Below are 20,379 nucleotides of genomic sequence, written 5' to 3'. Positions count from 1 at the left end.
AAGGGCAAAACCATACTGCTTCACTAAAATATTCTAGCCACCGATAAAGAAAAAATCATATCGTATTTTAAATAGCAAAAAAGGAGAAATTTAAGGGATTACGAGAAATATCTAAAGAAATAATGTGGTAAAGATAATTTTAAAAGCGCCTTAATTACTCTAATTATTATCCTAAAATTTAAGTTGTATATAGTATAAAATCCATACATTCTCACCTACAAAAAAAGGTTGTATAGAAAAGAAAGTAAAATTAGAGGGCTCATAGCTAAAAGCTACTTATGCAAAATCTATCATTGAGGAAATAACATAAATAATTATTCCATAGCCTTTCCCTGAACAGAAAAGGCTATGGAATAATAAGTCTGGAATACGTAGTTTATTTTAAGTACTACCTTATTTTACGTTATGAGCTTCGGTTGCTTTATGTACAGATCCATGTATTTTAAGCAGCTTTTCTGCTTCATTATAAGGAATAGCTAAAGCTTCGACTAAATATCTAGTCCCTCTATCAACTAATTTATCATTACTCAATTGCATGTTTACCATTTTATTACCTCGTACACGACCAATTTTAATCATTAGTGTTGTAGAAATCATATTTAATACTAATTTCTGTGAGGTACCACTTTTCATGCGCGTACTCCCAGTTACAAACTCTGGACCTACATTAATTGCTATAGGAATATCTGCTGCTTGTGCTAAAGGAGAACCTGGGTTATTAGTAATACACGCTGTTAATATTCCATTTGCTCTTGCCTCATAAATTCCGCCTATAACATAAGGAGTACTTCCGGAGGCTGCTATACCAATTAAAACATCATCTTTAGTAATATTATACTCGTTTAAATCTATCCAAGCTTGTTCCGCATTGTCTTCAGCATTTTCTACTGCTTTTCTAATCGCAATATCGCCACCAGCAATAATTCCAACAACACTTTCATGTGGCATTCCAAAAGTTGGCGGTATTTCTGATGCATCTAATATCCCCAATCTACCGCTAGTACCAGCACCTATATAAAATAAGCGTCCTCCCCTATTAAAACGTAGGACTATTTCGTCTACCAATTTAGTTATTGAAGGAATAACTAAGCGTACTGCTTCTGCAACTTTTTGATCTTCACGATTAATATTTTCTAATACTAATTGTGTATCCATTTGCTCCAAATTATCATAATTTGAAGCTGTTTCTGTGATTTTTTTATAATTCATAGGTTTATAACAAACGAATGTCTTGTTTTCTAAAATTATCTAATAAAGTATTTTTGGGATCTATTTCGGTAATCATTGTGTTAATAGCATTAATCTCACAAGTCTTATAACGATGTTTAGAATTTAATTTTTCTGATATTAGCAAAAGTACAGTTTTCTTAGATGATTTTATGATTGCTTTTTTTACTTGCACACTTTCCAAATCAAATTCCGTTAAACCATAATCTACAGCTACATATCCTGTACCTATAAAACTATAGTCTAAAGTAATTTCTGATAATTGATGAATAGCACTAGCACCAATAGCTAACTGAGAATCCTTTGACAACCTACCACCAATAAATAAAACATCTACCCCTTTTTTAGTTAATAACTCCATCGCAACAGCAAGACTGGTTGTGAAGCATGTAATTTCTAATTTATTCGGAATTGCTTTAGCCAACTCTAAACAGGTTGTTCCACCATGAATAAGAATTGTACTTCCTGAATTTATTAAAGACAACGCTTTCTCTGCTATGATTATTTTATCATCCTGAGCATAAATATTTTTATTTGTCGTAGCATAATTGGTAAACCCCAATGCTATAGCTCCTCCATGTACTTTTTTTAATTGTTCTCCTGCATCCAATTCTTTTACATCTCTACGAATTGTATCTATAGACACCTCTAATTGCTCAGCAATATCTGTAAGTAAAATGCGGTTGTGCAGTTCTACTTCATTAAGAATAAACTTATGTCGTTCTTCTTTTAACATTTTAATTAATCATTTTAATCTTTGAAAAGATACAACAAATATAAATATATATTTGCTGTTTTTTGCTATTTTAATAAATTTAAAATAAAAAACAGCAAAAAACAGCAAATACAATTTTTTTGTTTATTTTTGAGTCATACTGTTTTACCTACTAGTAAACCAAAGACAATTAAAGCACGATAGATTATGCAGGAAACACTTGAAAAAGATAATGAGATTATCAAATTTGAAAAAATTAATACTATTATTCATAATAGTTCTGAAGAGGCATCCTTATATGTTGCAAAAGAGATTGTTCACCTTATTAAAGAAAGACAAAAAGAAAATAAAACTATTGTATTGGGATTAGCTACTGGATCTACTCCTACCAAAGTTTATGAGTACTTAGTCCAATTTCATAAAGATGGCTTAAGTTTTAGCAATGTAATTACTTTTAATCTAGATGAATATTTTCCAATGCATCCAGAATCTATTCATAGCTATGTCCGTTTTATGAATGAGCACTTATTTGATCATATTGATATCAAAAAAGAAAATATTCATATTCCTGATGGCACACGAACCATAGAAAACGTAAAAGAATTTTGCGAAGCTTATGAAGCTAATATCGAAAAATCTGGCGGAATAGACATTCAAATTTTAGGTATTGGTAGAACAGGTCATATTGGATTTAATGAACCTGGTTCCTCTTTATCTAGTAAAACACGTATGGTTAGACTTGACAGAGTAACGCTATTAGATGCCGCTAGCGACTTTTTTGGGCTAGAAAACGTCCCTTCTAAAGCAATCACCATGGGAGTTGGTACTATTATGGCTGCTAGACGCATTATTTTAATGGCTTGGGGAGAAGGCAAAGCTCAAATAATTAAACAGGCCGTAGAAGGAGAAATTCGTGAATCTATTCCTGCGACCTTCTTACAACAACATGCCAATTGTGATTTTATCTTAGATAGTGCCGCTGCATCAGGACTTACCAGAACATACAACCCTTGGTTAGTAAGTGATTGTATTTGGACAGATGATTTAATTAAAAAAGCTACTATTTGGTTATCAGAAAAACTAGATAAAGCTATATTAAAACTTACCAACGAAGATTACAATGAACATGGTATGGGCAGCTTAATAGCTGATATAGGTTCTGCAGAAAACATTAACCTTAAAGTCTTTAACACCTTACAAAGCACCATAACTGGTTGGCCTGGTGGTAAACCAAATGCTGATGATAGCAATAGACCAGAACGTAAAGATCCCTACCCAAAAACATCTTTAATTTTTAGTCCACACCCAGACGATGACGTTATTTCTATGGGAGGAACATTATTACGTTTGGTAGACCAAGGCCATCATGTTCATGTAGCTTACCAAACTTCAGGAAATATAGCCGTTTTTGATGATGAAGTAATTCGTTTTCTAGATTTCGCTCTAGACTTGCAACCAAATAATAAAGAATTATAGAGGTCAGTAGTTAATTACTTATTAATTCAGCTTGATTGATTTTATCATTATTGACCATTTTAACAATAAGATTATTGAATATTGTAGCTTTACTTTGAGATCTGTTTATTCTAAAACAAAATTCATTGAAATATCTATTTAAATTATTGTCACTAACCCAAGAATAAGTTGTTCTTATCCAAGATTTAACCTGATGTATCATTGTATGAAGCGCTTTAAAATTTAACCCTCCATTACTTTCTATTTGTGTGATGTCGTAAGCCTTTGCAATAGGACTATAGCCTCTCCATTTATCTGTAGTAATCTTTGCGTTTCGGCTGATATGGTTGACAAAAATATATTGTAAGGATTGTGCTGAAAAATCATCTATTTTCATAGCATACATTCTTTTTACCTTTCCATCTTCTGTAAGCTGTACAGCTGTAACCGCCTTCTTTTTCTTAGCATTGTAGCTTCTGCCAACTTTTGTTTCTTCTCTGCCCCCTAAAACAAATTCATCTACATGAACAACTCCGTCCATAGGATTATTCCCACTCGAAGACATAGCTTCTCTGACCTTAAGCATAAAAAGTCTAGCTGTTTTTTCTGTTACTCCGTAACGTACTCCCATATAACTTGCAGATAAGCTTTTCGTGCTTGTAGCCATCTCAAAACAAATAAAAAATGCTTTGCGAACACCAAACTTTACCTTGTGAAATAATGTATCTGCTGTTGCGGATTCTGTATGTCTACAAATATTACATTGCCTAGAGAAATCAGCACGTGTTTGACAGGCTATATGATTGCATCTAGAACATTTAAAAGGGGTTTTAGACTTAATATTTGCTAAATATTCTTTGCAATCATTGTCCGTTTTGAAGCAATCAGAGAACTCTAGAAGATTTTGACCCTTGAAAATATCCATAATTTAATATATTTACTGAGTATCAAGATACGAAGTTAGCTACTGACCTCTAAAGAATTAAAAGTACAATTTGAGAAAGTTAGAGGCTTTTTAAAAAATAAAAAACCCGGCGAAATAGACAGTCCCGAAATTCAGAAAATAAAAGGATTAATTAGAAAAGGAGAAGTATTATCTGCTTGCAGATATTGTGGCGTTGAAGAAGACAATGCACATTTTCAAAACCTTCCTTTTTACGAAACTGGAACGGTAAAGAAAAAACCACATTCACAAGAAGATATCCAAATTACGTATGACATACTTAATAGAATAAAACCTACTCAAGTTTTTGCTGCAGGAGATTTATCTGATCCTCATGGTACACATAGAGTGTGCCTTAAAATAGTATTTGAAGCTTTTGCCCAACTTAAAAAAGATAAAGTAGACTGGATAGAAGATTGTTACTTATGGCTCTACCGTGGTGCATGGCAAGAATGGGATATTGCCGATATGGAAATGACCGTTCCTATTGGTCCTAAAGATATGCAACGTAAAAAGAATGCCATTTTTAAGCACCAATCTCAAAAAGATGCAGCAATGTTTCCTGGGAATGATGATCGTGAATTCTGGGAACGTGCGGAGCAAAGAAATAAAGAAACTGCAAGAAAATACAATGCATTAGGTCTTGCAGAATATGAAGCAATGGAAAGCTTTGTACGCTATAAATTTTAATATTAACTAACTCACTTTTATGATGAAAAAAATGCAACTCTCATTCTCATTTTTTCTGATGCTCTTTTTTGCGCAAGGCCTTCTTGCACAATCAACAATAGTATCAGGTACAGTACATGCTACCGATGGAGTTCCTCATAGTAAGTAAATAGTGTTTTGTGAGTTGATTTTTAAAGATGCCCAGTTACAACTCTGTTGTGCTGGGTTTTTTAAAAAAACAGAATATCTTACCTTGGCTAATAAAACCGTAAATGAAAAAAATATTTTTAATAGTACTACTCGCATTATTTACCTCTTGCGCCGCTCTTAAACAAAAATTACCCGAGAGGGAATTTAGAGGTTTTTGGGTAGCTACTGTCGTAAATATTGATTGGCCAAAAAATGGTAAAGATGCTATTGAAAAGCAAAAGGAGGACTATCTTAAAATTTTAGACTTTTATGACCAGCTAAACTTTAATACAGCCATTGTTCAAATACGAACAGCGGGAGATGCTTTTTATCCTTCTGATTATGCACCTTGGTCACAATATTTAACAGGAGAACAAGGTATTGCTCCTGATACAGAAGAGAACTTATTAGCATGGATGATTTCTGAAACACATGAAAGAGGTATGGAGTTTCACGCTTGGTTAAATCCATATAGAGCCACTTTTGATCTTAACACCACACTTTTAAGCGAACAACATGACTACTATACGCATCCCGATTGGATGGTAAAATACGGTAAAAAATATTATTACAATCCTGGAGAACCAGCAGTCCAAGATCACATGATAGCGCTTATAGATGAAATAGTAAAAAACTATACGATTGATGCTATTCATTTTGATGATTATTTTTATCCCTATAAAATAACTGGCGAAACTTTTAATGATGTAGCTGCTTTCAATCTGTATAAATTACCTAATCAAACCATTGAAGATTGGAGACGTAGTAGTATAGATTCCCTTATTAGAAAAACACATTATGCCATTAAAAAAGAAAAACCTTGGGTCCAATTTGGAGTAAGTCCGTTTGGAGTTTGGAAAAATAAAGCTACAGATTCTAGAGGTTCTGATACTCAAGCCGGACAAACTACCTATGATGACCTCTATGCCGATCCGTTACTTTGGATGCAAGAAGGCTGGATTGATTACATTATTCCACAAGCCTATTGGAGCATAGCTCTACCTGTTGCCTCACACAAGACAATTATGGAGTGGTGGGCGGCAAATAGCCCAAATACCAATCTTTATATGGGTAACGGCCCATACAAAATTAGAAATAATAGCGACAAAGCTTGGGACAATAAAAAGGAACTCCCTAATCAAATAAAATTAGGTCGCAAGACCCCTAACATACAAGGAAATGCATTTTTTAGTGCCAAAAGCTTAATGAATGACCATGAAGATGTAGTCAACATATTAAAAAGAAAATATTATAGTAAAATTGCTTTGAACCCAAGTACACCTAACCGTATAGGAAATAAAATTGCTATTCCTAAAATAGTACGTATTCATAAGACAAACACCTCCGTTAACATTCAATTTAACGGCCTTGAGAATTTTAGATATGGATTAGCATTTGGTGCTAAAAAGAGTGGAAAAAATCAGCTTAAATTAAAAAAACTACTACGTACTAAGATTCCGTTATCTCTAAATTCTATAACACTTTCTAATACAATTCTTAAAAATAAAAAGAAAATTGCGTTAGTATTTATTGATAAATTCGGACAAGAAACACAGCCTATTTTTATAAATTTAGATCAAATCGTACCGTATGATTAAAAAAGATAAAGGAGCATGGGCTTGGGTGCCCATTTTATATTTTACACAAGGCCTACCTTATGTTTTGGTGGTTACCGTATCTGTAATCATGTATAAAAAACTAGGGGTAAGTAATGAAGATATTGGTCTCTATACTAGTCTACTATACCTCCCTTGGGTTTTAAAACCATTTTGGAGTCCGCTTGTAGATTTAAAAAGTACTAAAAGAAAATGGTTTTTAGGCATGCAATTACTCATCGCCATAGCATTGTTTGGTGTTGGCTTAACCATTCCTACCAATATGTTCTTTACCACTACCCTAGCTTGTTTTTGGATGGCGGCTTTTGCATCTGCCACCAATGATATTGCTTCAGACGGGTATTACATGCTAGGCCTAACAGAAAAAAAACAATCCTTTTTTGTAGGGTTAAGAAGTACCTTCTACCGATTAGCTATGGTTACAGGAGAAGGATTAATTGTTTTTGGCGCTGGGTTTTTAGAAGAAAAATATGGCGATTCTACAAAAGCTTGGAGTATTACGATGACCGCAACAGCGGTCTTAATGCTCGCACTAACTGTAGCTAACTTTTTTGCAAGTCCCAAATACGAATCTTCATCTGAAGAACCGATTCAAAAACCAGAAGGCTTCTTAGAAATATTTCGTAGCTTTTTTAAGAAACCTCAGATAGCAATTGCTCTAGCATTTATTCTTACCTATCGTTTAGGAGAATCTCAACTGGTAAAAATGTCTTCTCCCTTTTTATTAGATACCCCTGAAAAAGGAGGTCTTGGTTTTACGACAAAAGAATTAGGAATTGTTTTAGGTACTATTGGTGTGGTTGCCCTTACTGTAGGCGGAATATTAGGTGGAATATTAATTTCTAAAGATGGTTTAAAAAAATGGATGCTCCCTATGGTATTATCGCTAAACATCCCAAATTTTTTCTATGCTATTCTGGCACTTACAAAAACTACAAATATCATTGCTGTTTCTGCTACTATTGTACTTGAGAAATTTGGGTATGGGTTTGGTTTCGCAGCATTTCTTATGTACTTAATTTATATCGCAGACGGTAAATCTAAAACCTCTCACTATGCAATTGCTACAGGGTTTATGGCTTTAGGCATGATGGTTCCAGGAATGATTAGTGGGTTTATGCAAAGTTGGTTAGGCTACGGCGGCTTCTTTGTGTGGGTTGTTATTGCTGCCTTACCCTCTTTATTTTTATTAAAATATTTAAAATATCCGGCAGATTTCGGAAAAAAAGATGTCATTAAAAATGAATAATATTATCGCATATAGCAAGGCTATAACAACACTTTCTTTGCAGGAAAAAGTAGGACAGTTATTCATGCCCGCAGCCTTCATCAATGATACGGAAGAAGAAATTTTACAGATAGAAAAGCTGATTTCTGAGTATGCCATTGGCAGCTTATGTTTTTTTCATAGTCGTGCAAGTGCCGCAACTAATTTTGAAGGTCAAAAGAAAATTGTGTATAATGAAAACAGTTTTGAAACATTAAATAAACTGATCCAGCGCTATCAAAAAGCTGCAAAATACCCACTTTTAATGAGTATTGATGCGGAATGGGGTTTAGCGATGCGGATTGAAAATACACCACAGTACCCTTACGCCATTACCTTAGGAGCGATACAAAACAATGAAAATCTACTCTTTAAATTAGGCAAGCAAATTGCTGCCGATTGCAAAGCTGCAGGTATCCATTGGAATTTAGCTCCCGTTGTAGATATCAATAATAACCCTAATAATCCAGTGATAGGTTACCGTTCTTTTGGTGAGAATAAATACCTCGTTACCCTAAAAGCAGCTGCATTTATCAAAGGCACAGAAATGGAAGGTGTACTTACCTGTATAAAACATTTTCCAGGACATGGGGATACTGCCGTAGATTCACATTTAGGACTTCCGTTAATTGAAAAATCTAAAGAAGAATTACTTAAGAATGAATTATTTCCTTTCCAACACTTAATCAATGAAGGAGTTGATAGTATTATGGCAGGACATTTATCTATTCCTGCCTTAGCAGATGGAGATGCTATCCCTTCTAGTCTATCAAAAAAAATGCTTAAAAATTTGTTGCGTGATGAAATGAATTTTAAAGGAGTCGTAATTTCTGATGCGCTAAATATGCATGCCATATCTAAAAACTACACCACTAAAGGAGAACTAGAATGGTTAGCTTTTGACGCAGGAAATGATGTTTTATGCTTTTCAGAATATGCACAAGAAGGTATTGAAGCTATTCTTAAAAATGCATCGGAAAAGCAAATTGAAGAAAGTTTTAAACGTATTTGGCATCTAAAAGAAAAAGCTTTCATGAAAGAGGCTACCTCAATTACACTATCTGATGCTTCGGATTTAAATACAGCTATAGCCAAAGAAAGTCTAACTATTTATAAAGGTTCAGTCGCAGATTTCAAAAAGCAGCATTTTATTGGTTTAACAATAGGTTCAACTAAAAACTCCGCCTTTTTTGATGCTATCGGCAAAGAACTAAGTTTTGAAAAGGTTAGTGACTTAGAACAATCCGAAGCTAATTTATCTAAATTTGACAATGTACTGATTGCAATTTATCCGCCGAAGGCTAAACCCGCAAACTTATTTGATATTCCTCAAGAACAGTTAGATTTAATTAATACCCTTAGTGCAACAAAAAATGTAGTGATTTATCTCTTTGGAAATCCTTATGTATTAAATCACCTTAAAACAGAAAGCACAAAAGCGGTAGTTATTGCATATCAGAATTTTGAAGTATTTCAAGAGAATGCAGCCTTGCATTTTTTAGGCCATAACCTCGCTCCAGGAAAAACGCCTGTTACCATTAAACGTTAAAATAAGTTTTATGAAAAAATATAAAATTATTGGGTTAATGTCTGGTACCTCTTTAGACGGATTAGACCTCGCTTATTGCCACATCTGGGAAGAAAATTCTATGTGGAATTTTAAAATTATAGCGACTAAAAGTGTTTCTTATACCGCCGAGATGGAAGAAAAGCTAAAGAATTCTATTTTTCTATCAGCATCAGATTTATTGAAATTTAATAATAGCTATGGCGAGTGGCTTGGCACAGAAGCAAAAGTATTTATTAGTGAGAATAATTTAGAGGTAGACTACATTGCAAGTCATGGACACACCACACACCACCAACCTCAAAATGGATTAACGTTTCAGATAGGTTCTGGTCAACATTTAGCGAATGAAGTAGGACTTCCTGTGCTCTGTGATTTTAGAACTAATGATGTTGCACTTGGAGGGCAAGGTGCGCCATTAGTGCCTATTGGAGATCAATTGTTTTTTAATGATTATGACTTCTGTTTAAACTTAGGAGGCATCAGCAATATATCTTTTGATTTTCATGGTAAAAGAATCGCTTATGATATTGGCTTAGCGAATATGGGGCTCAATTATATTACAAAAAAAGAAGGCCTAAATTTTGATGACGCGGGTAAATTGGCTCGAAAAGGGATACCTAATCAAACCATGTTATCTGCCTTAAATAAATTAGCGTTTTACGAGTTGCCGTTCCCTAAATCTATTGGCTTTGAATGGTTTGTAAATGAAGTAATCCCCATAATTGATGCAACAGAAGATACTTTAGAAAATCTATTACATACCATGGTGCTCCATGTGAGCACTAAAATTGCGGAAGAAGTTTTACAAAACACCATAAAACCTGAGAATGAATTATTAGCAACAGGTGGCGGAGTATTAAACACTTTTCTGATAGAAATGCTACAAGAAAAATTAGGTAATAGTGTACATGTCGTAGTGCCTACCCAACAAATTATCGAATTTAAAGAAGCTTTAGTTTTTGCATTAATGGGAGTGCTTCGCCTTACTAAAAATATAAATGTTCTCGCCTCTGTAACAGGTGCAAAAAGAAATTCTTCTAGCGGTGTTATTTACTTGCCAAGTTAAAATTTTGCCTATTTACATTTATATAAACTATTATCTTAAGATATTTATAAATAATTAAAGTATAATTTCATTAAAATACATTTATTAATTAAATTTATAACATAAAATCACCCCCAAGGCTTTGATAGGATTTCTTTACCGACTAGCCTTACTAGTCATCCTGAAATATACTTCAAAAAGAACAGAAAATTAGAAAATATCTAAATACTCAATAGCACAAAATCGCAAAAGAGTATTAAAAAATTAAAATAGGCAGCGCAATGAGTAATTATCACATCAAACACTTAGAAGAATATTTTCAGGTCTACCGAAAATCTGTCCGTAATCCGGAAGCTTTTTGGGAAGAAATTGCCGAAGAACATTTTTTATGGCGTAAAAAATGGAATAAAGTTTTAAGCTGGGATTTTTCTAAACCAGAAGTAAAATGGTTTGAAGGTGCACAACTCAATATTACAGAGAATTGTATAGATCGTCATTTAACGACAAGAGGTGAAAAAACAGCTATTATTTTTGAACCTAATAACCCAGAAGAAGAAGCGCAACATATTAGCTATTACCAATTACATGATCGTGTATGTCGTATGGCAAATGTCTTGAAAGAGAAAGGAGTTAAAAAAGGAGATCGCGTATGTGTTTACCTGCCTATGATTCCTGAATTAGCGATTACCATTCTTGCTTGTGCACGCATTGGTGCTATACATTCTGTTGTCTTTGCAGGATTCTCATCCAATGCTTTAGCAACCAGAATAAATGATTCTGATTGTAAAATTATAGTTACCTCAGACGGTTCATTTCGCGGGAATAAATCTATAGATTTAAAAGGCATTGTAGATAAAGCTTTAGAAGAATGTCCAGGCATAGAAAATGTATTGGTAGTAAACCGAACAAATAGTCCTATTGAAATGAAAGCAGATCGCGACGTATGGCTACAGCCGCTTTTAGATGCTGCCTATGGCGATTGTGTTCCTGAAATAATGGATGCAGAAGATCCGCTATTTATTTTATACACTTCTGGCTCAACAGGAAGGCCTAAAGGAATGGTACATACCACCGCAGGATATATGGTGTATACCGCCTATACCTTTAAAAATGTATTTCAATACCGTGAGAATGATGTGTATTGGTGTACTGCAGACATTGGTTGGATCACTGGCCACTCCTATATTGTTTATGGACCTTTAGCGAATGGTGCAACCACAGTAATGTTTGAAGGCGTACCCTCATACCCAGATTTTGGGCGTTTTTGGGACGTTATTGAAAAGCATAAAGTAAGTCAGTTTTATACTGCTCCTACAGCTATTAGAGCTCTAGCGAAACAAAATTTAGAGTATGTAGAAAACCGTGATTTATCAAGTTTAAAAGTACTTGGTTCTGTAGGAGAACCAATAAACGAAGAGGCATGGCACTGGTATAACAACAACGTAGGTAAGAAAAAAAGTCCGATTGTAGATACTTGGTGGCAAACTGAAACTGGTGGAATCATGATTACCCCAATCCCTTATGTAACACCAACGACACCAACATACGCAACCTTACCTTTTATTGGTATTCAACCAGCATTAATGAACGAAGAAGGCAATGAAATTAAAGGCAACCAAGTAGAGGGCCGTTTGTGTATAAAATTTCCTTGGCCTTCTATTGCAAGAACAATTTGGGGAGATCATGACCGATACAGAGACACCTATTTTACCGCATATAAAAATAATTATTTTACGGGTGATGGTGCATTACGTGATGCTGTAGGTTATTATAGAATTACCGGGCGTGTAGATGACGTTATTATTGTTTCTGGTCATAACTTAGGTACTGCACCTATTGAAGATGCAATCAATGAACACCCAGCAGTGGCAGAATCTGCTATTGTAGGTTTCCCTCATGATGTAAAAGGAAATGCCTTATACGGATATGTAATTTTAAAAGAAACTGGAGAAACTAGAGATCGGGATAATTTACGAAACGAAATTAACCAACAGATTACAGAACATATAGGCCCCATAGCCAAGTTAGATAAGATTCAGTTTGTTTCTGGCCTTCCAAAAACACGCAGCGGAAAAATTATGCGCCGTATTCTACGTAAGATTGCGAGTAAGGATGTTTCTAATTTAGGGGATACCAGTACACTCTTGAATCCAGAAGTGGTTGATGAGATTATCAAAGATGCCTTATAGTATATTATGTATGTTTAGAAAATAAGTGAACTTATTATTTATTTTTATATTTTTATAAACGGGATAATGAATAATGTCATTATCCCGTTGTTGTTTCTAGCCATCTTGCATACATCTAGTTTTAAAACTATTCTAATAAAAAGAGTTTAAAAAATAATTACATATAAATCATAAATTTCACAATAACAGAGTGCTGCGGCACACTAGTAGTTTATGTTTCATAATTCTAGCACCAAACCTTAAAAGGACTAAAACACCTAATTTTAAAACGCTATTAATGATTAAAAAATATACCCTTTTATTATGTTTTATTTTTCTAGGGAAGTATACCAATGCTCAAGATAATTTTCCCTCTTTTGATAAAATTGTACATACCTTTTTCACTACCTATGATTTAAGAACAGGACAAGATTCTGATGACATACGATTTGTCAAAAAAAAAGAAGGATATTATATCGAAGAATACGATTACAACACGAATGAATTTGGAAGAAGAGCACTTTTTTGGAACGCTGATGAAAAAACTTATAAAAAAATAAGCTTTCCAGAAGACAGCAATTTGGATACCCAACATATTGAGCATTACCTGACTGATTATTACAAAGAAAGATTTAATACACTACCATTTTTCGGTTACACCGGTTGGCCAAAAGATGTTATTACATTTTTAGAAGAGAAATCTAACCTCAAAGAGATTGATTATTATGCTCTTGGAAGAGCTTATAGCAGTAGTGCCAGTCATTTATTAAATAATAGTTCTGCATTTGCTGATACTAGCGTTCAATTTCATTTGCAAGAATCAGGAAAAAATCAATTTTCTGAAGAACAATTAAAATTATATAAAAAATATGAAGAAAAGGCTATCGAAAACTATACCATTCTTTGTCACAAAAACCCTAACTACCCTACTATAGTTGGTGGAATCTGCAACAAACTCCATAATGAATATGTTGATGTATACCTGAATCTTAGCATTTACCAGAATGAAGAAGAGGCTTTAGCTTTTTTACCAGAAGGCCTTTATTCCGACTTTTTCATAGATTACGCCAAAAACTACTTAAACTCCGTTGCTCCTAATGCTATTTTATTTACCACGGGCGATAATGACACTTACCCGCTTTTGTATGCCCAAGCTAAATTAAAATACCGCCAAGATGTTACTATAATAAATACTAGTTTATTAAATCAGAGCAGCTATGTAAATCATTTGAGAAATGATGTCGTAATGGGTACCCCTCCTATTAAATTCACATTATCACCAGAAACATATGCACTGGAAAAGCTTGACGTCATTATTATAGGTAATGAAACGCCCTCCATACCTTTCCCAGATTTAAAAAACATATTAAAATTATTAAATTCCAATGACCCTACTACCCTATACGAAGCAGACAAGAAATATGCTCAATTACCCTCAAAACAGTTAGGTATTAAAATAACGAACCAAGACACTCTAAAAGTAATGTTTAAAACACAATATTTAGTGCAAGGCGAAATACTTGCATTAGATATCATACAGGCTAATATTAAAAATAGACCCGTTTATTGCGCATTCAACGAAATACCAATTTTATCCCATTATTTAGAAGTATCTGGTTTCGTATATAAGCTGACTGGCAAACCACAAAACAGCATTGAAAATGATTCTTATTTAGCAGGAATTGATGCTGAGAAAACCTATTCCGTATTAATAAACGACTTTAAATTTCATAAAATCACGGAAACGCATGTAGGTACAAAGTTATCTGTTATGATAGGCTATGCCTCAAGCTATAAAATTCTTTTAAATCATTATTATACGGTGGGCGATCTAAAAAAATGCAAAGAATTAATATCAAAATTTATCGAGTTTTACGCTAAAGACCTATACTTACAAACACATTATTGGACCATGGATATCACTGAAATAGCCTATAAGATTGGAGCTACTGAAGATGGAGCTATACTGCTTGATTATTTATTGAAAAACTTAGAGCATGAACAAAAAAAGAATGACATTGATAATACACCTACTATGGCGCTATTTTTAAAGAAAAAAATTTTTGGAGAAAAAAAAGAAAAACGATTGAGTGAAGAAAAATTAGAAGAATACTTCATTCTCCTATCTGAAATGAGTAGGCTCAACACCGGAAATAGTAGCCTAGATAAACGCATAAATGCCTTACAAGATTTCTATGGTTTTTAAATTACCAAAATGAAAAGCACAGAAAAATGAAGTATAATTTGATGATTTTTTAGACGAAGTCTTAGCAGAACAATAAAATAAAAAAAGTGAAGTTTAAAACCATCCCATTTAAAAATAAAACTTTTAAAGAATACCGTATAATTTTGATGATGTAGAGCGTAGCCTAGCACTTTTAAAATTGGTGTAAAATTTGATCCTAGTTTTACCCCATAACTACCTATAGAATAACGGTTAATGTAAAAAATGACCATCGTTCAATTTTCGGTTCTTTCAATTACCAACAAACGGGAGCGCCTTAGACTATGGTATATAAAAGACATTGACTAAAAATCATTAAGAACCATTAAATTTTAGCATCTATTCAACATAAAAAAAAAGAAAAATAAAAATTAACAGATAGCGTTATCCTATTAAATGAACTCTTTACAAAAATTAATTGTTTCTATTTAACACTACATTATAGCCTATAATCATGAGCAAAGATTACCAACTATCATTCTGTATGGTATGCAAAAATAGAACTTATACACTCCAAGAGGGCATCTATTGTAGCATAACAGATGCTGCTCCTACTTTTGAAACATATTGTCCTGACTATAATTTTGATGAGGAAGAAAGGAATAAATTATTACAAGAGAAAAGGTTATTTCATGAAAACTTGGTAAGCAGATCTGAGAATTTTACAGACAACCTGTTTAAAACTAGAGTTACATATTATGAATATCCCAAAACAACTCCTGATAATAAAACTCAGGCTCCTAAAAAAATTGAATTAAAAAATAGTTTTTCTTTTTATCAACTTCTTAGTTTCCTTGTTATAATATTATTTATAGGAAGGCTCTTTCCTCTTGCTAAAGGTACTATTAACTCAATATCTTCCACTAACGCAATCTTAATTTGTGCCATAATTGGTTTAATTCTCAGCATTATTAAACCATTTAAGTATTTTCAAAAAAAACTAAATAAGACTAGAATATTAATCGATGCTAATGGCATTACAATTATAGACCAAAGTATTATTTATTGGCAAGATATTTTAATGATATCTCTAAAAAAAGTACCCAAAAAACATGTCTCTAAATATTTAGTGATATCGCGTATCACAGCAAAACAAGACATAGAGTACAACATTGACAAATTAAACGTATCTTCTAAGGAATTGGAGAATAAAATTAGATTATTCAGAAAATAACTCAAACTCTTTACCCTAGATAACTGCACATTATTAAAAAAAATCTACAGAGTACATGGAAAATTGCACCCTTTATAGCCACAAATTAGAATTTGAGAAAATTGTAGAATTGCTCAAAAAACACCTGCCAAAAGCTCATATTGATTTAAATGATCAGGAAGAAAATAAATCTATAACAGCCATACTCAAAGGGGGTTTCTTCAGCAAGTCTAAATCTTTAAAAATAAACTACCATCAAAGAAAAAACCCTTCCTACACTTTAGATAAGGTTACGTGTAGTCTTACACAAAACTTAGACGGTATGGTAAATTATATTCAAGCATTTCCGGCAGATAATGAAGCTATAAAAAATAAATTTTTACATAAAGTAAAGTCCGCTAACTGCGAAATTTCTTTTATGGCAGAACCAGATATAACTAATGAATTTGAAGTTGTTTTACGAGAAATGGCACAAGAATTAGATGCCTTTATTTTTGCACAACCCAATACGCTTTTCACAAAATCTAGCGGGCAATATTTTGCTGATAAGAACTTAGATTTAATTATTGATAGCACTGGTGCTTGTGAAATTCAAGAATTAGAAGTTAATGTAGATGCAAAATATCACGATCAACCTGCAGAAAGCTATACCAAGGAACAAATAGAACGCAAAGAAAAATCAGCATCATTCTTAGAAAATAAAGGTATTAAAGTCAATAATAATTTACCCTGCTCCCCCACTTCTACAGAAACTATACTTAGAACTAAAAAAGAGCTAATAGATAGAGCCTATGCCTTACTCGTAATTGCTGCTAAAGGAGAAGGCGTAGAACAAGAACATTTGATAAAAACTGTTGAAGCTAAGCAAATTGATAGTTTTTCGCCCTATGAAACTTTTATATACACCACAGCAACCTTAAGCGATCAAGAAAGAGCTTACGCCACTTGGCGCTATGAAAGCTTGTATGTAGTCTTATGGGCCTTAGGCGTAACCGAAGAATTAAAATATCCTGACGAAATTTGCGATGTAAGCGCTATTGTAAGTTTCATTTTTCAGCCTTCAAGAGCAGAATTTGAAAAATTAGTACAACCAAAACATATTTTGCAGATTCTAGACGAATTAGACAAAACGTACCGAATGAATTGGGCTTGTGTAGCTGCTAGAATAAAGGACACCGAAGTCTCAGGAGGCATAAACCCAAGTGTTGTATATGAAAGACATTATGCATTAAACTGGCTTACGAACCACCAAAACCAAGATTGGGATGCTGTTCAAACCAGTACATAAACGTAAGTTTTAAGCAACTATAAATACATATAATTACCGCAACCTTAGTACAATGAAAAGTATCATAACTCTATTCTTTATTACAATTACCAGTATCACAATCGCACAATCAGAAACACATTTAGAAAAAATTAGCACCTTAGAACCCGACTTGTGGTTGGGCATTTGGGATAGTGCTAATTCTAGTACTAAAATTAAAATAGATACGCTAAGTTATGATGATATTCCTAAGACGCTAGATTTTAGAGGTACCGTTGTAGAAGCGTTACACTGGGAAGATGCATTAGGAAATAACATTTTGATACAAACCGTAACAGGCCATTTTAACTGGAAAGATTATGAGGATAATGGAACAGACTATATGGTACAAGATAAAGCAGAGCTCTACGCCTATTTATTCACCAAAAAAAAGGGAGAATCTACTTATCAAAGAAAATGGAAAATCTACGATTATACAGCATGTTTTGGAGTAGATTGGCATATTGGATTTTTAGCGAAAGCAACCACCATTACGGATATAGATGAGGATGGCATTTCAGAAATCAGCATACCTTACCTAGTTGTTTGTCGTGGAGGAATGGATCCTAGTTCCTTAAAAATAATTATGTATGAGGACAATGAAAAATATGCATTAAGGGGCGAAACCATGATCATGTGTGGATCAGAAGACTCATATGGTGGTGATTTTACGATGAGTGATACTGTACAAAACAATACAAGCTTCAAAAATTTCTTAGTTCAACGGTGGGATAGTACCAAATGTGAAGACGGCATGCAGTTTTAATACGCTTGCCGCACTGAAAAAACAAGATAAGGTTTACCCTTAAATTACCACTTCTGATGGTCCTTGTCTAAAGGATAAGAAAATTAGTAAGGCTAGTATTCCACATCCACTCAAGCCTATAAACAATGGCAACACGGTAATGGTTACGTAACTCCCTATAAATGTTGCTATAGGGATTGAAACTACCGTAGAAATAAATCCTGTGATAGCTGCGCCTATTCCCGCTATATGCCCTATTGGTTCCATAGCAATAGAACGCATATTTCCCCATATAAATCCTAAACAAAAGAAGATCAAGGATAAAAAAATCATCACGATAATAACGCTTGGATTCGCACTTCCCCAAAATAACACCACATAAGCTAAAGACAACGTAGTAAAACTAATGAGGGCTATAAAAGCCAATTTTCGCATTCCGAACCGCAATACTAAGGTTCCGTTCAAAAAAGTAGAGGTTCCTATAAAAACGGCTAATGCCGCAAATAAATAAGGAAAGGTTTCTTTTAAATTATATTGATCTTCAAAAACATGTTGTGCGGAACTTAAATACACTAAAAAGGCTCCCGTTATTAAACCAGAAATTGTGGTACACGCTAATGTTTCTTTATGTTTTACCAATTCTTTTACGCCACTTATAAAAACGCGACTAGTAAATTTTACTTTATATTCTGGATGTAAGGTTTCTTTTTGCCTTCTCCAAAACCATATCCCTATAACTAATGCAAAAAATACTTGCATATAAAAAATTGCTTCCCAGCCCATGGTTTCTAGGATAATTTTTCCAAATGCCGGCGCAATAACAGGAACCAAAATAAAGAATGCTGTAACAAAAGACATTACTTTAGCCATATGATTACCCTCATAAGTATCTCTAATAATAGCAATTGAAATAGTCCGAGCTGCAGATAAACCAATACCCTGCAAAATTCTACCGATAATCATTACTTCTAATGAGGTAGCAAACACACAAATAAAACTTGCTATGATGAAGATGAAAAAGCCAATATACACAATGGGTTTACGACCAAAACTATCTGATAATGGTCCAAAAAATAACTGCCCTACACCTAGACCTAAGAAAATCATGGTAATTAAAAGCTGATGATCTGTAGAATTCACATTATTAATAGCTACACCAATATCAGACAATGCCGGTAATAATGCATCTATAGACAAGGCTACAATAGACATTAAAGATGCCATTAAAGCAATAAATTCAAAATTAGGTTTGGCACTCACTTTTTTCATCCTGCAAAAGTAGCAATAAGCGCAGTCTAAGAAGGTTCTTTTACTTAATCATTTCTGTTAAAATAATGTTTAATTACTAGAATTTTAAGATGCTTTTATTTTTATATGCTTTAAGCTATTATCCACAATCCTATTTATCATTTCGTACTTTGTATTCTATTTCAAATACCTATTTTTGTCACAAAATTCATTGAAATGCTCATAATTGGAATTGCGGGAGGAACTGGCTGTGGAAAGACTACGGTTGTAAATCAGATAATTAACGAACTTCCAATAGGCGAAGTTGGCGTTATCTCTCAAGATTCGTACTATAACGACTTATCACATTTAACACTTCAGGACCGTCGTAAAACAAATTTTGACCATCCTAATTCCATAGATTTTGAATTATTAACACAACATTTAAAAGATTTACGTGATGGTAAATCGATACAGCAACCCGTATATTCATTTTTAGAATGCAATAGAACAGATGAAACGGTGCCTACACATCCTAGAAAAGTTATGATTGTAGAAGGTATTTTAATTCTTACCAATCCTGAAATTAGAAAAATGTTCGATATTAAAATATTCGTACATGCAGATTCTGATGAACGCCTCATTAGACGCTTAAAAAGAGATGTAAATGAACGTGGTTGGGATCTTGATGAAACTATCAGCAAGTATCAGTCTATAATTAAACCTATGCACGAAGAGTTTATTGAACCCTCTAAAGAATACTCAGATATTATTATTCCCAACAATAAATATAATACTGTTGCCGTAGAAATAGTAAAGAGTATTATAAACGAAAAATTGGTGTAATTTAGTAACCTCAC

Annotated in this window: 15 protein-coding genes and 1 pseudogene; 12 read left to right on the top strand and 4 right to left on the bottom strand. The window is 33.5% G+C overall.

Features of this window, described 5'->3' with window-relative positions:
• Positions 1–393: 393 nt before the first annotated feature.
• Together CELAL_RS13965 and CELAL_RS13960 are read right to left on the bottom strand one after the other, a co-directional pair.
• Positions 394–1,209 carry an N-acetylmuramic acid 6-phosphate etherase gene (locus CELAL_RS13965; protein WP_013551547.1) on the bottom strand — a complete coding sequence of 272 codons (816 nt, stop codon included), beginning with the start codon at positions 1,207–1,209 and terminating at the stop codon, positions 394–396.
• Positions 1,210–1,213: 4 nt separating this feature from the next.
• Entirely contained in the window at positions 1,214–1,963 is a 750-nt protein-coding gene (locus CELAL_RS13960) for a DeoR/GlpR family DNA-binding transcription regulator (protein ID WP_013551546.1), read from the bottom strand.
• A gap of 186 nt (positions 1,964–2,149) precedes the next feature.
• On the opposite strand from CELAL_RS13960, the pseudogene nagB reads away from it, so the two are divergent.
• Positions 2,150–3,409: pseudogene (gene nagB / locus CELAL_RS13955) on the top strand (glucosamine-6-phosphate deaminase); the annotation flags it as partial.
• Positions 3,410–3,428: 19 nt separating this feature from the next.
• On the opposite strand, the gene CELAL_RS13950 reads toward nagB, so the two are convergent.
• Positions 3,429–4,322, bottom strand: coding sequence for an IS1595-like element ISCal1 family transposase (locus CELAL_RS13950; protein WP_013548995.1), 894 nt, complete (start codon positions 4,320–4,322; stop codon positions 3,429–3,431).
• A 366-nt stretch (positions 4,323–4,688) separates the two neighbouring features.
• On the opposite strand from CELAL_RS13950, the gene CELAL_RS22620 reads away from it, so the two are divergent.
• From CELAL_RS22620 to CELAL_RS13895, 10 genes are all read left to right on the top strand, one after another.
• Complete coding sequence (locus CELAL_RS22620; RefSeq protein WP_052304001.1) at positions 4,689–5,030, top strand: hypothetical protein; 342 nt, start codon at positions 4,689–4,691, stop codon at positions 5,028–5,030.
• Between the two features lie 251 nt (positions 5,031–5,281).
• Positions 5,282–6,796, top strand: a complete 1,515-nt coding sequence (locus CELAL_RS13940; RefSeq protein WP_013551544.1) for a glycoside hydrolase family 10 protein — start codon at positions 5,282–5,284, stop codon at positions 6,794–6,796.
• Positions 6,789–8,063 (top strand): MFS transporter, encoded by a 1,275-nt coding sequence (locus CELAL_RS13935; protein ID WP_013551543.1) that lies wholly within the window; start codon positions 6,789–6,791, stop codon positions 8,061–8,063. The genes CELAL_RS13940 and CELAL_RS13935 overlap by 8 nt, the downstream gene beginning before the upstream one ends.
• On the top strand, positions 8,056–9,630 hold the full coding sequence (locus CELAL_RS13930; RefSeq protein WP_013551542.1) for a glycoside hydrolase family 3 protein: 1,575 nt from the start codon (positions 8,056–8,058) through the stop codon (positions 9,628–9,630). Before CELAL_RS13935 ends, CELAL_RS13930 begins: the two co-directional genes overlap by 8 nt.
• A 10-nt stretch (positions 9,631–9,640) precedes the next feature.
• A complete protein-coding gene (locus CELAL_RS13925; protein ID WP_013551541.1) occupies positions 9,641–10,717 on the top strand; it encodes an anhydro-N-acetylmuramic acid kinase in 1,077 nt (358 codons plus the stop codon).
• A gap of 260 nt (positions 10,718–10,977) precedes the next feature.
• Positions 10,978–12,885 (top strand): acetate--CoA ligase, encoded by a 1,908-nt coding sequence (acs, locus tag CELAL_RS13920; RefSeq protein WP_013551540.1) that lies wholly within the window; start codon positions 10,978–10,980, stop codon positions 12,883–12,885.
• Between the two features lie 277 nt (positions 12,886–13,162).
• Positions 13,163–15,070 (top strand): hypothetical protein, encoded by a 1,908-nt coding sequence (locus CELAL_RS13915; protein ID WP_013551539.1) that lies wholly within the window; start codon positions 13,163–13,165, stop codon positions 15,068–15,070.
• A 472-nt stretch (positions 15,071–15,542) separates the two neighbouring features.
• Positions 15,543–16,262: a hypothetical protein gene (locus CELAL_RS13905; protein ID WP_013551538.1), complete on the top strand. Its 720-nt coding sequence runs from the start codon at positions 15,543–15,545 to the stop codon at positions 16,260–16,262.
• Positions 16,263–16,317: 55 nt separating this feature from the next.
• Entirely contained in the window at positions 16,318–17,529 is a 1,212-nt protein-coding gene (locus CELAL_RS13900) for a DUF4272 domain-containing protein (RefSeq protein WP_013551537.1), read from the top strand.
• Positions 17,530–17,581: 52 nt separating this feature from the next.
• Positions 17,582–18,313 carry a M949_RS01915 family surface polysaccharide biosynthesis protein gene (locus tag CELAL_RS13895; protein WP_013551536.1) on the top strand — a complete coding sequence of 244 codons (732 nt, stop codon included), beginning with the start codon at positions 17,582–17,584 and terminating at the stop codon, positions 18,311–18,313.
• A 39-nt stretch (positions 18,314–18,352) separates the two neighbouring features.
• Here CELAL_RS13895 and CELAL_RS13890 read toward each other — a convergent pair whose 3' ends face one another.
• Positions 18,353–19,561: a multidrug effflux MFS transporter gene (locus CELAL_RS13890; RefSeq protein WP_013551535.1), complete on the bottom strand. Its 1,209-nt coding sequence runs from the start codon at positions 19,559–19,561 to the stop codon at positions 18,353–18,355.
• Between the two features lie 195 nt (positions 19,562–19,756).
• Here CELAL_RS13890 and udk point away from each other — a divergent pair, with 195 nt between their 5' ends.
• Positions 19,757–20,365, top strand: a complete 609-nt coding sequence (gene udk / locus CELAL_RS13885; protein WP_013551534.1) for a uridine kinase — start codon at positions 19,757–19,759, stop codon at positions 20,363–20,365.
• Positions 20,366–20,379 lie beyond the last annotated feature (14 nt).

This window comes from Cellulophaga algicola DSM 14237 (assembly GCF_000186265.1).
GTDB classification, from domain to species: Bacteria; Bacteroidota; Bacteroidia; order Flavobacteriales; family Flavobacteriaceae; genus Cellulophaga; species Cellulophaga algicola.
The sequence above is the reverse complement of the archived record's forward strand: the minus strand, read 5'-3'. Positions and strand labels throughout refer to the sequence as shown.

Excerpts from the sequence above, each read along its gene's own strand:
- CELAL_RS13965 (WP_013551547.1), bottom strand. The coding sequence starts at position 1,209 with ATGAATTATAAAAAAATCACAGAAACAGCTTCAAATTATGATAATTTG.
- CELAL_RS13960 (WP_013551546.1), bottom strand. The coding sequence starts at position 1,963 with ATGTTAAAAGAAGAACGACATAAGTTTATTCTTAATGAAGTAGAACTG.
- CELAL_RS13950 (WP_013548995.1), bottom strand. The coding sequence starts at position 4,322 with ATGGATATTTTCAAGGGTCAAAATCTTCTAGAGTTCTCTGATTGCTTC.
- CELAL_RS13940 (WP_013551544.1), top strand. The coding sequence starts at position 5,282 with ATGAAAAAAATATTTTTAATAGTACTACTCGCATTATTTACCTCTTGC.
- CELAL_RS13935 (WP_013551543.1), top strand. The coding sequence starts at position 6,789 with ATGATTAAAAAAGATAAAGGAGCATGGGCTTGGGTGCCCATTTTATAT.
- CELAL_RS13930 (WP_013551542.1), top strand. The coding sequence starts at position 8,056 with ATGAATAATATTATCGCATATAGCAAGGCTATAACAACACTTTCTTTG.
- CELAL_RS13925 (WP_013551541.1), top strand. The coding sequence starts at position 9,641 with ATGAAAAAATATAAAATTATTGGGTTAATGTCTGGTACCTCTTTAGAC.
- acs (WP_013551540.1), top strand. The coding sequence starts at position 10,978 with ATGAGTAATTATCACATCAAACACTTAGAAGAATATTTTCAGGTCTAC.
- CELAL_RS13915 (WP_013551539.1), top strand. The coding sequence starts at position 13,163 with ATGATTAAAAAATATACCCTTTTATTATGTTTTATTTTTCTAGGGAAG.
- CELAL_RS13905 (WP_013551538.1), top strand. The coding sequence starts at position 15,543 with ATGAGCAAAGATTACCAACTATCATTCTGTATGGTATGCAAAAATAGA.
- CELAL_RS13900 (WP_013551537.1), top strand. The coding sequence starts at position 16,318 with ATGGAAAATTGCACCCTTTATAGCCACAAATTAGAATTTGAGAAAATT.
- CELAL_RS13895 (WP_013551536.1), top strand. The coding sequence starts at position 17,582 with ATGAAAAGTATCATAACTCTATTCTTTATTACAATTACCAGTATCACA.
- CELAL_RS13890 (WP_013551535.1), bottom strand. The coding sequence starts at position 19,561 with ATGAAAAAAGTGAGTGCCAAACCTAATTTTGAATTTATTGCTTTAATG.
- udk (WP_013551534.1), top strand. The coding sequence starts at position 19,757 with ATGCTCATAATTGGAATTGCGGGAGGAACTGGCTGTGGAAAGACTACG.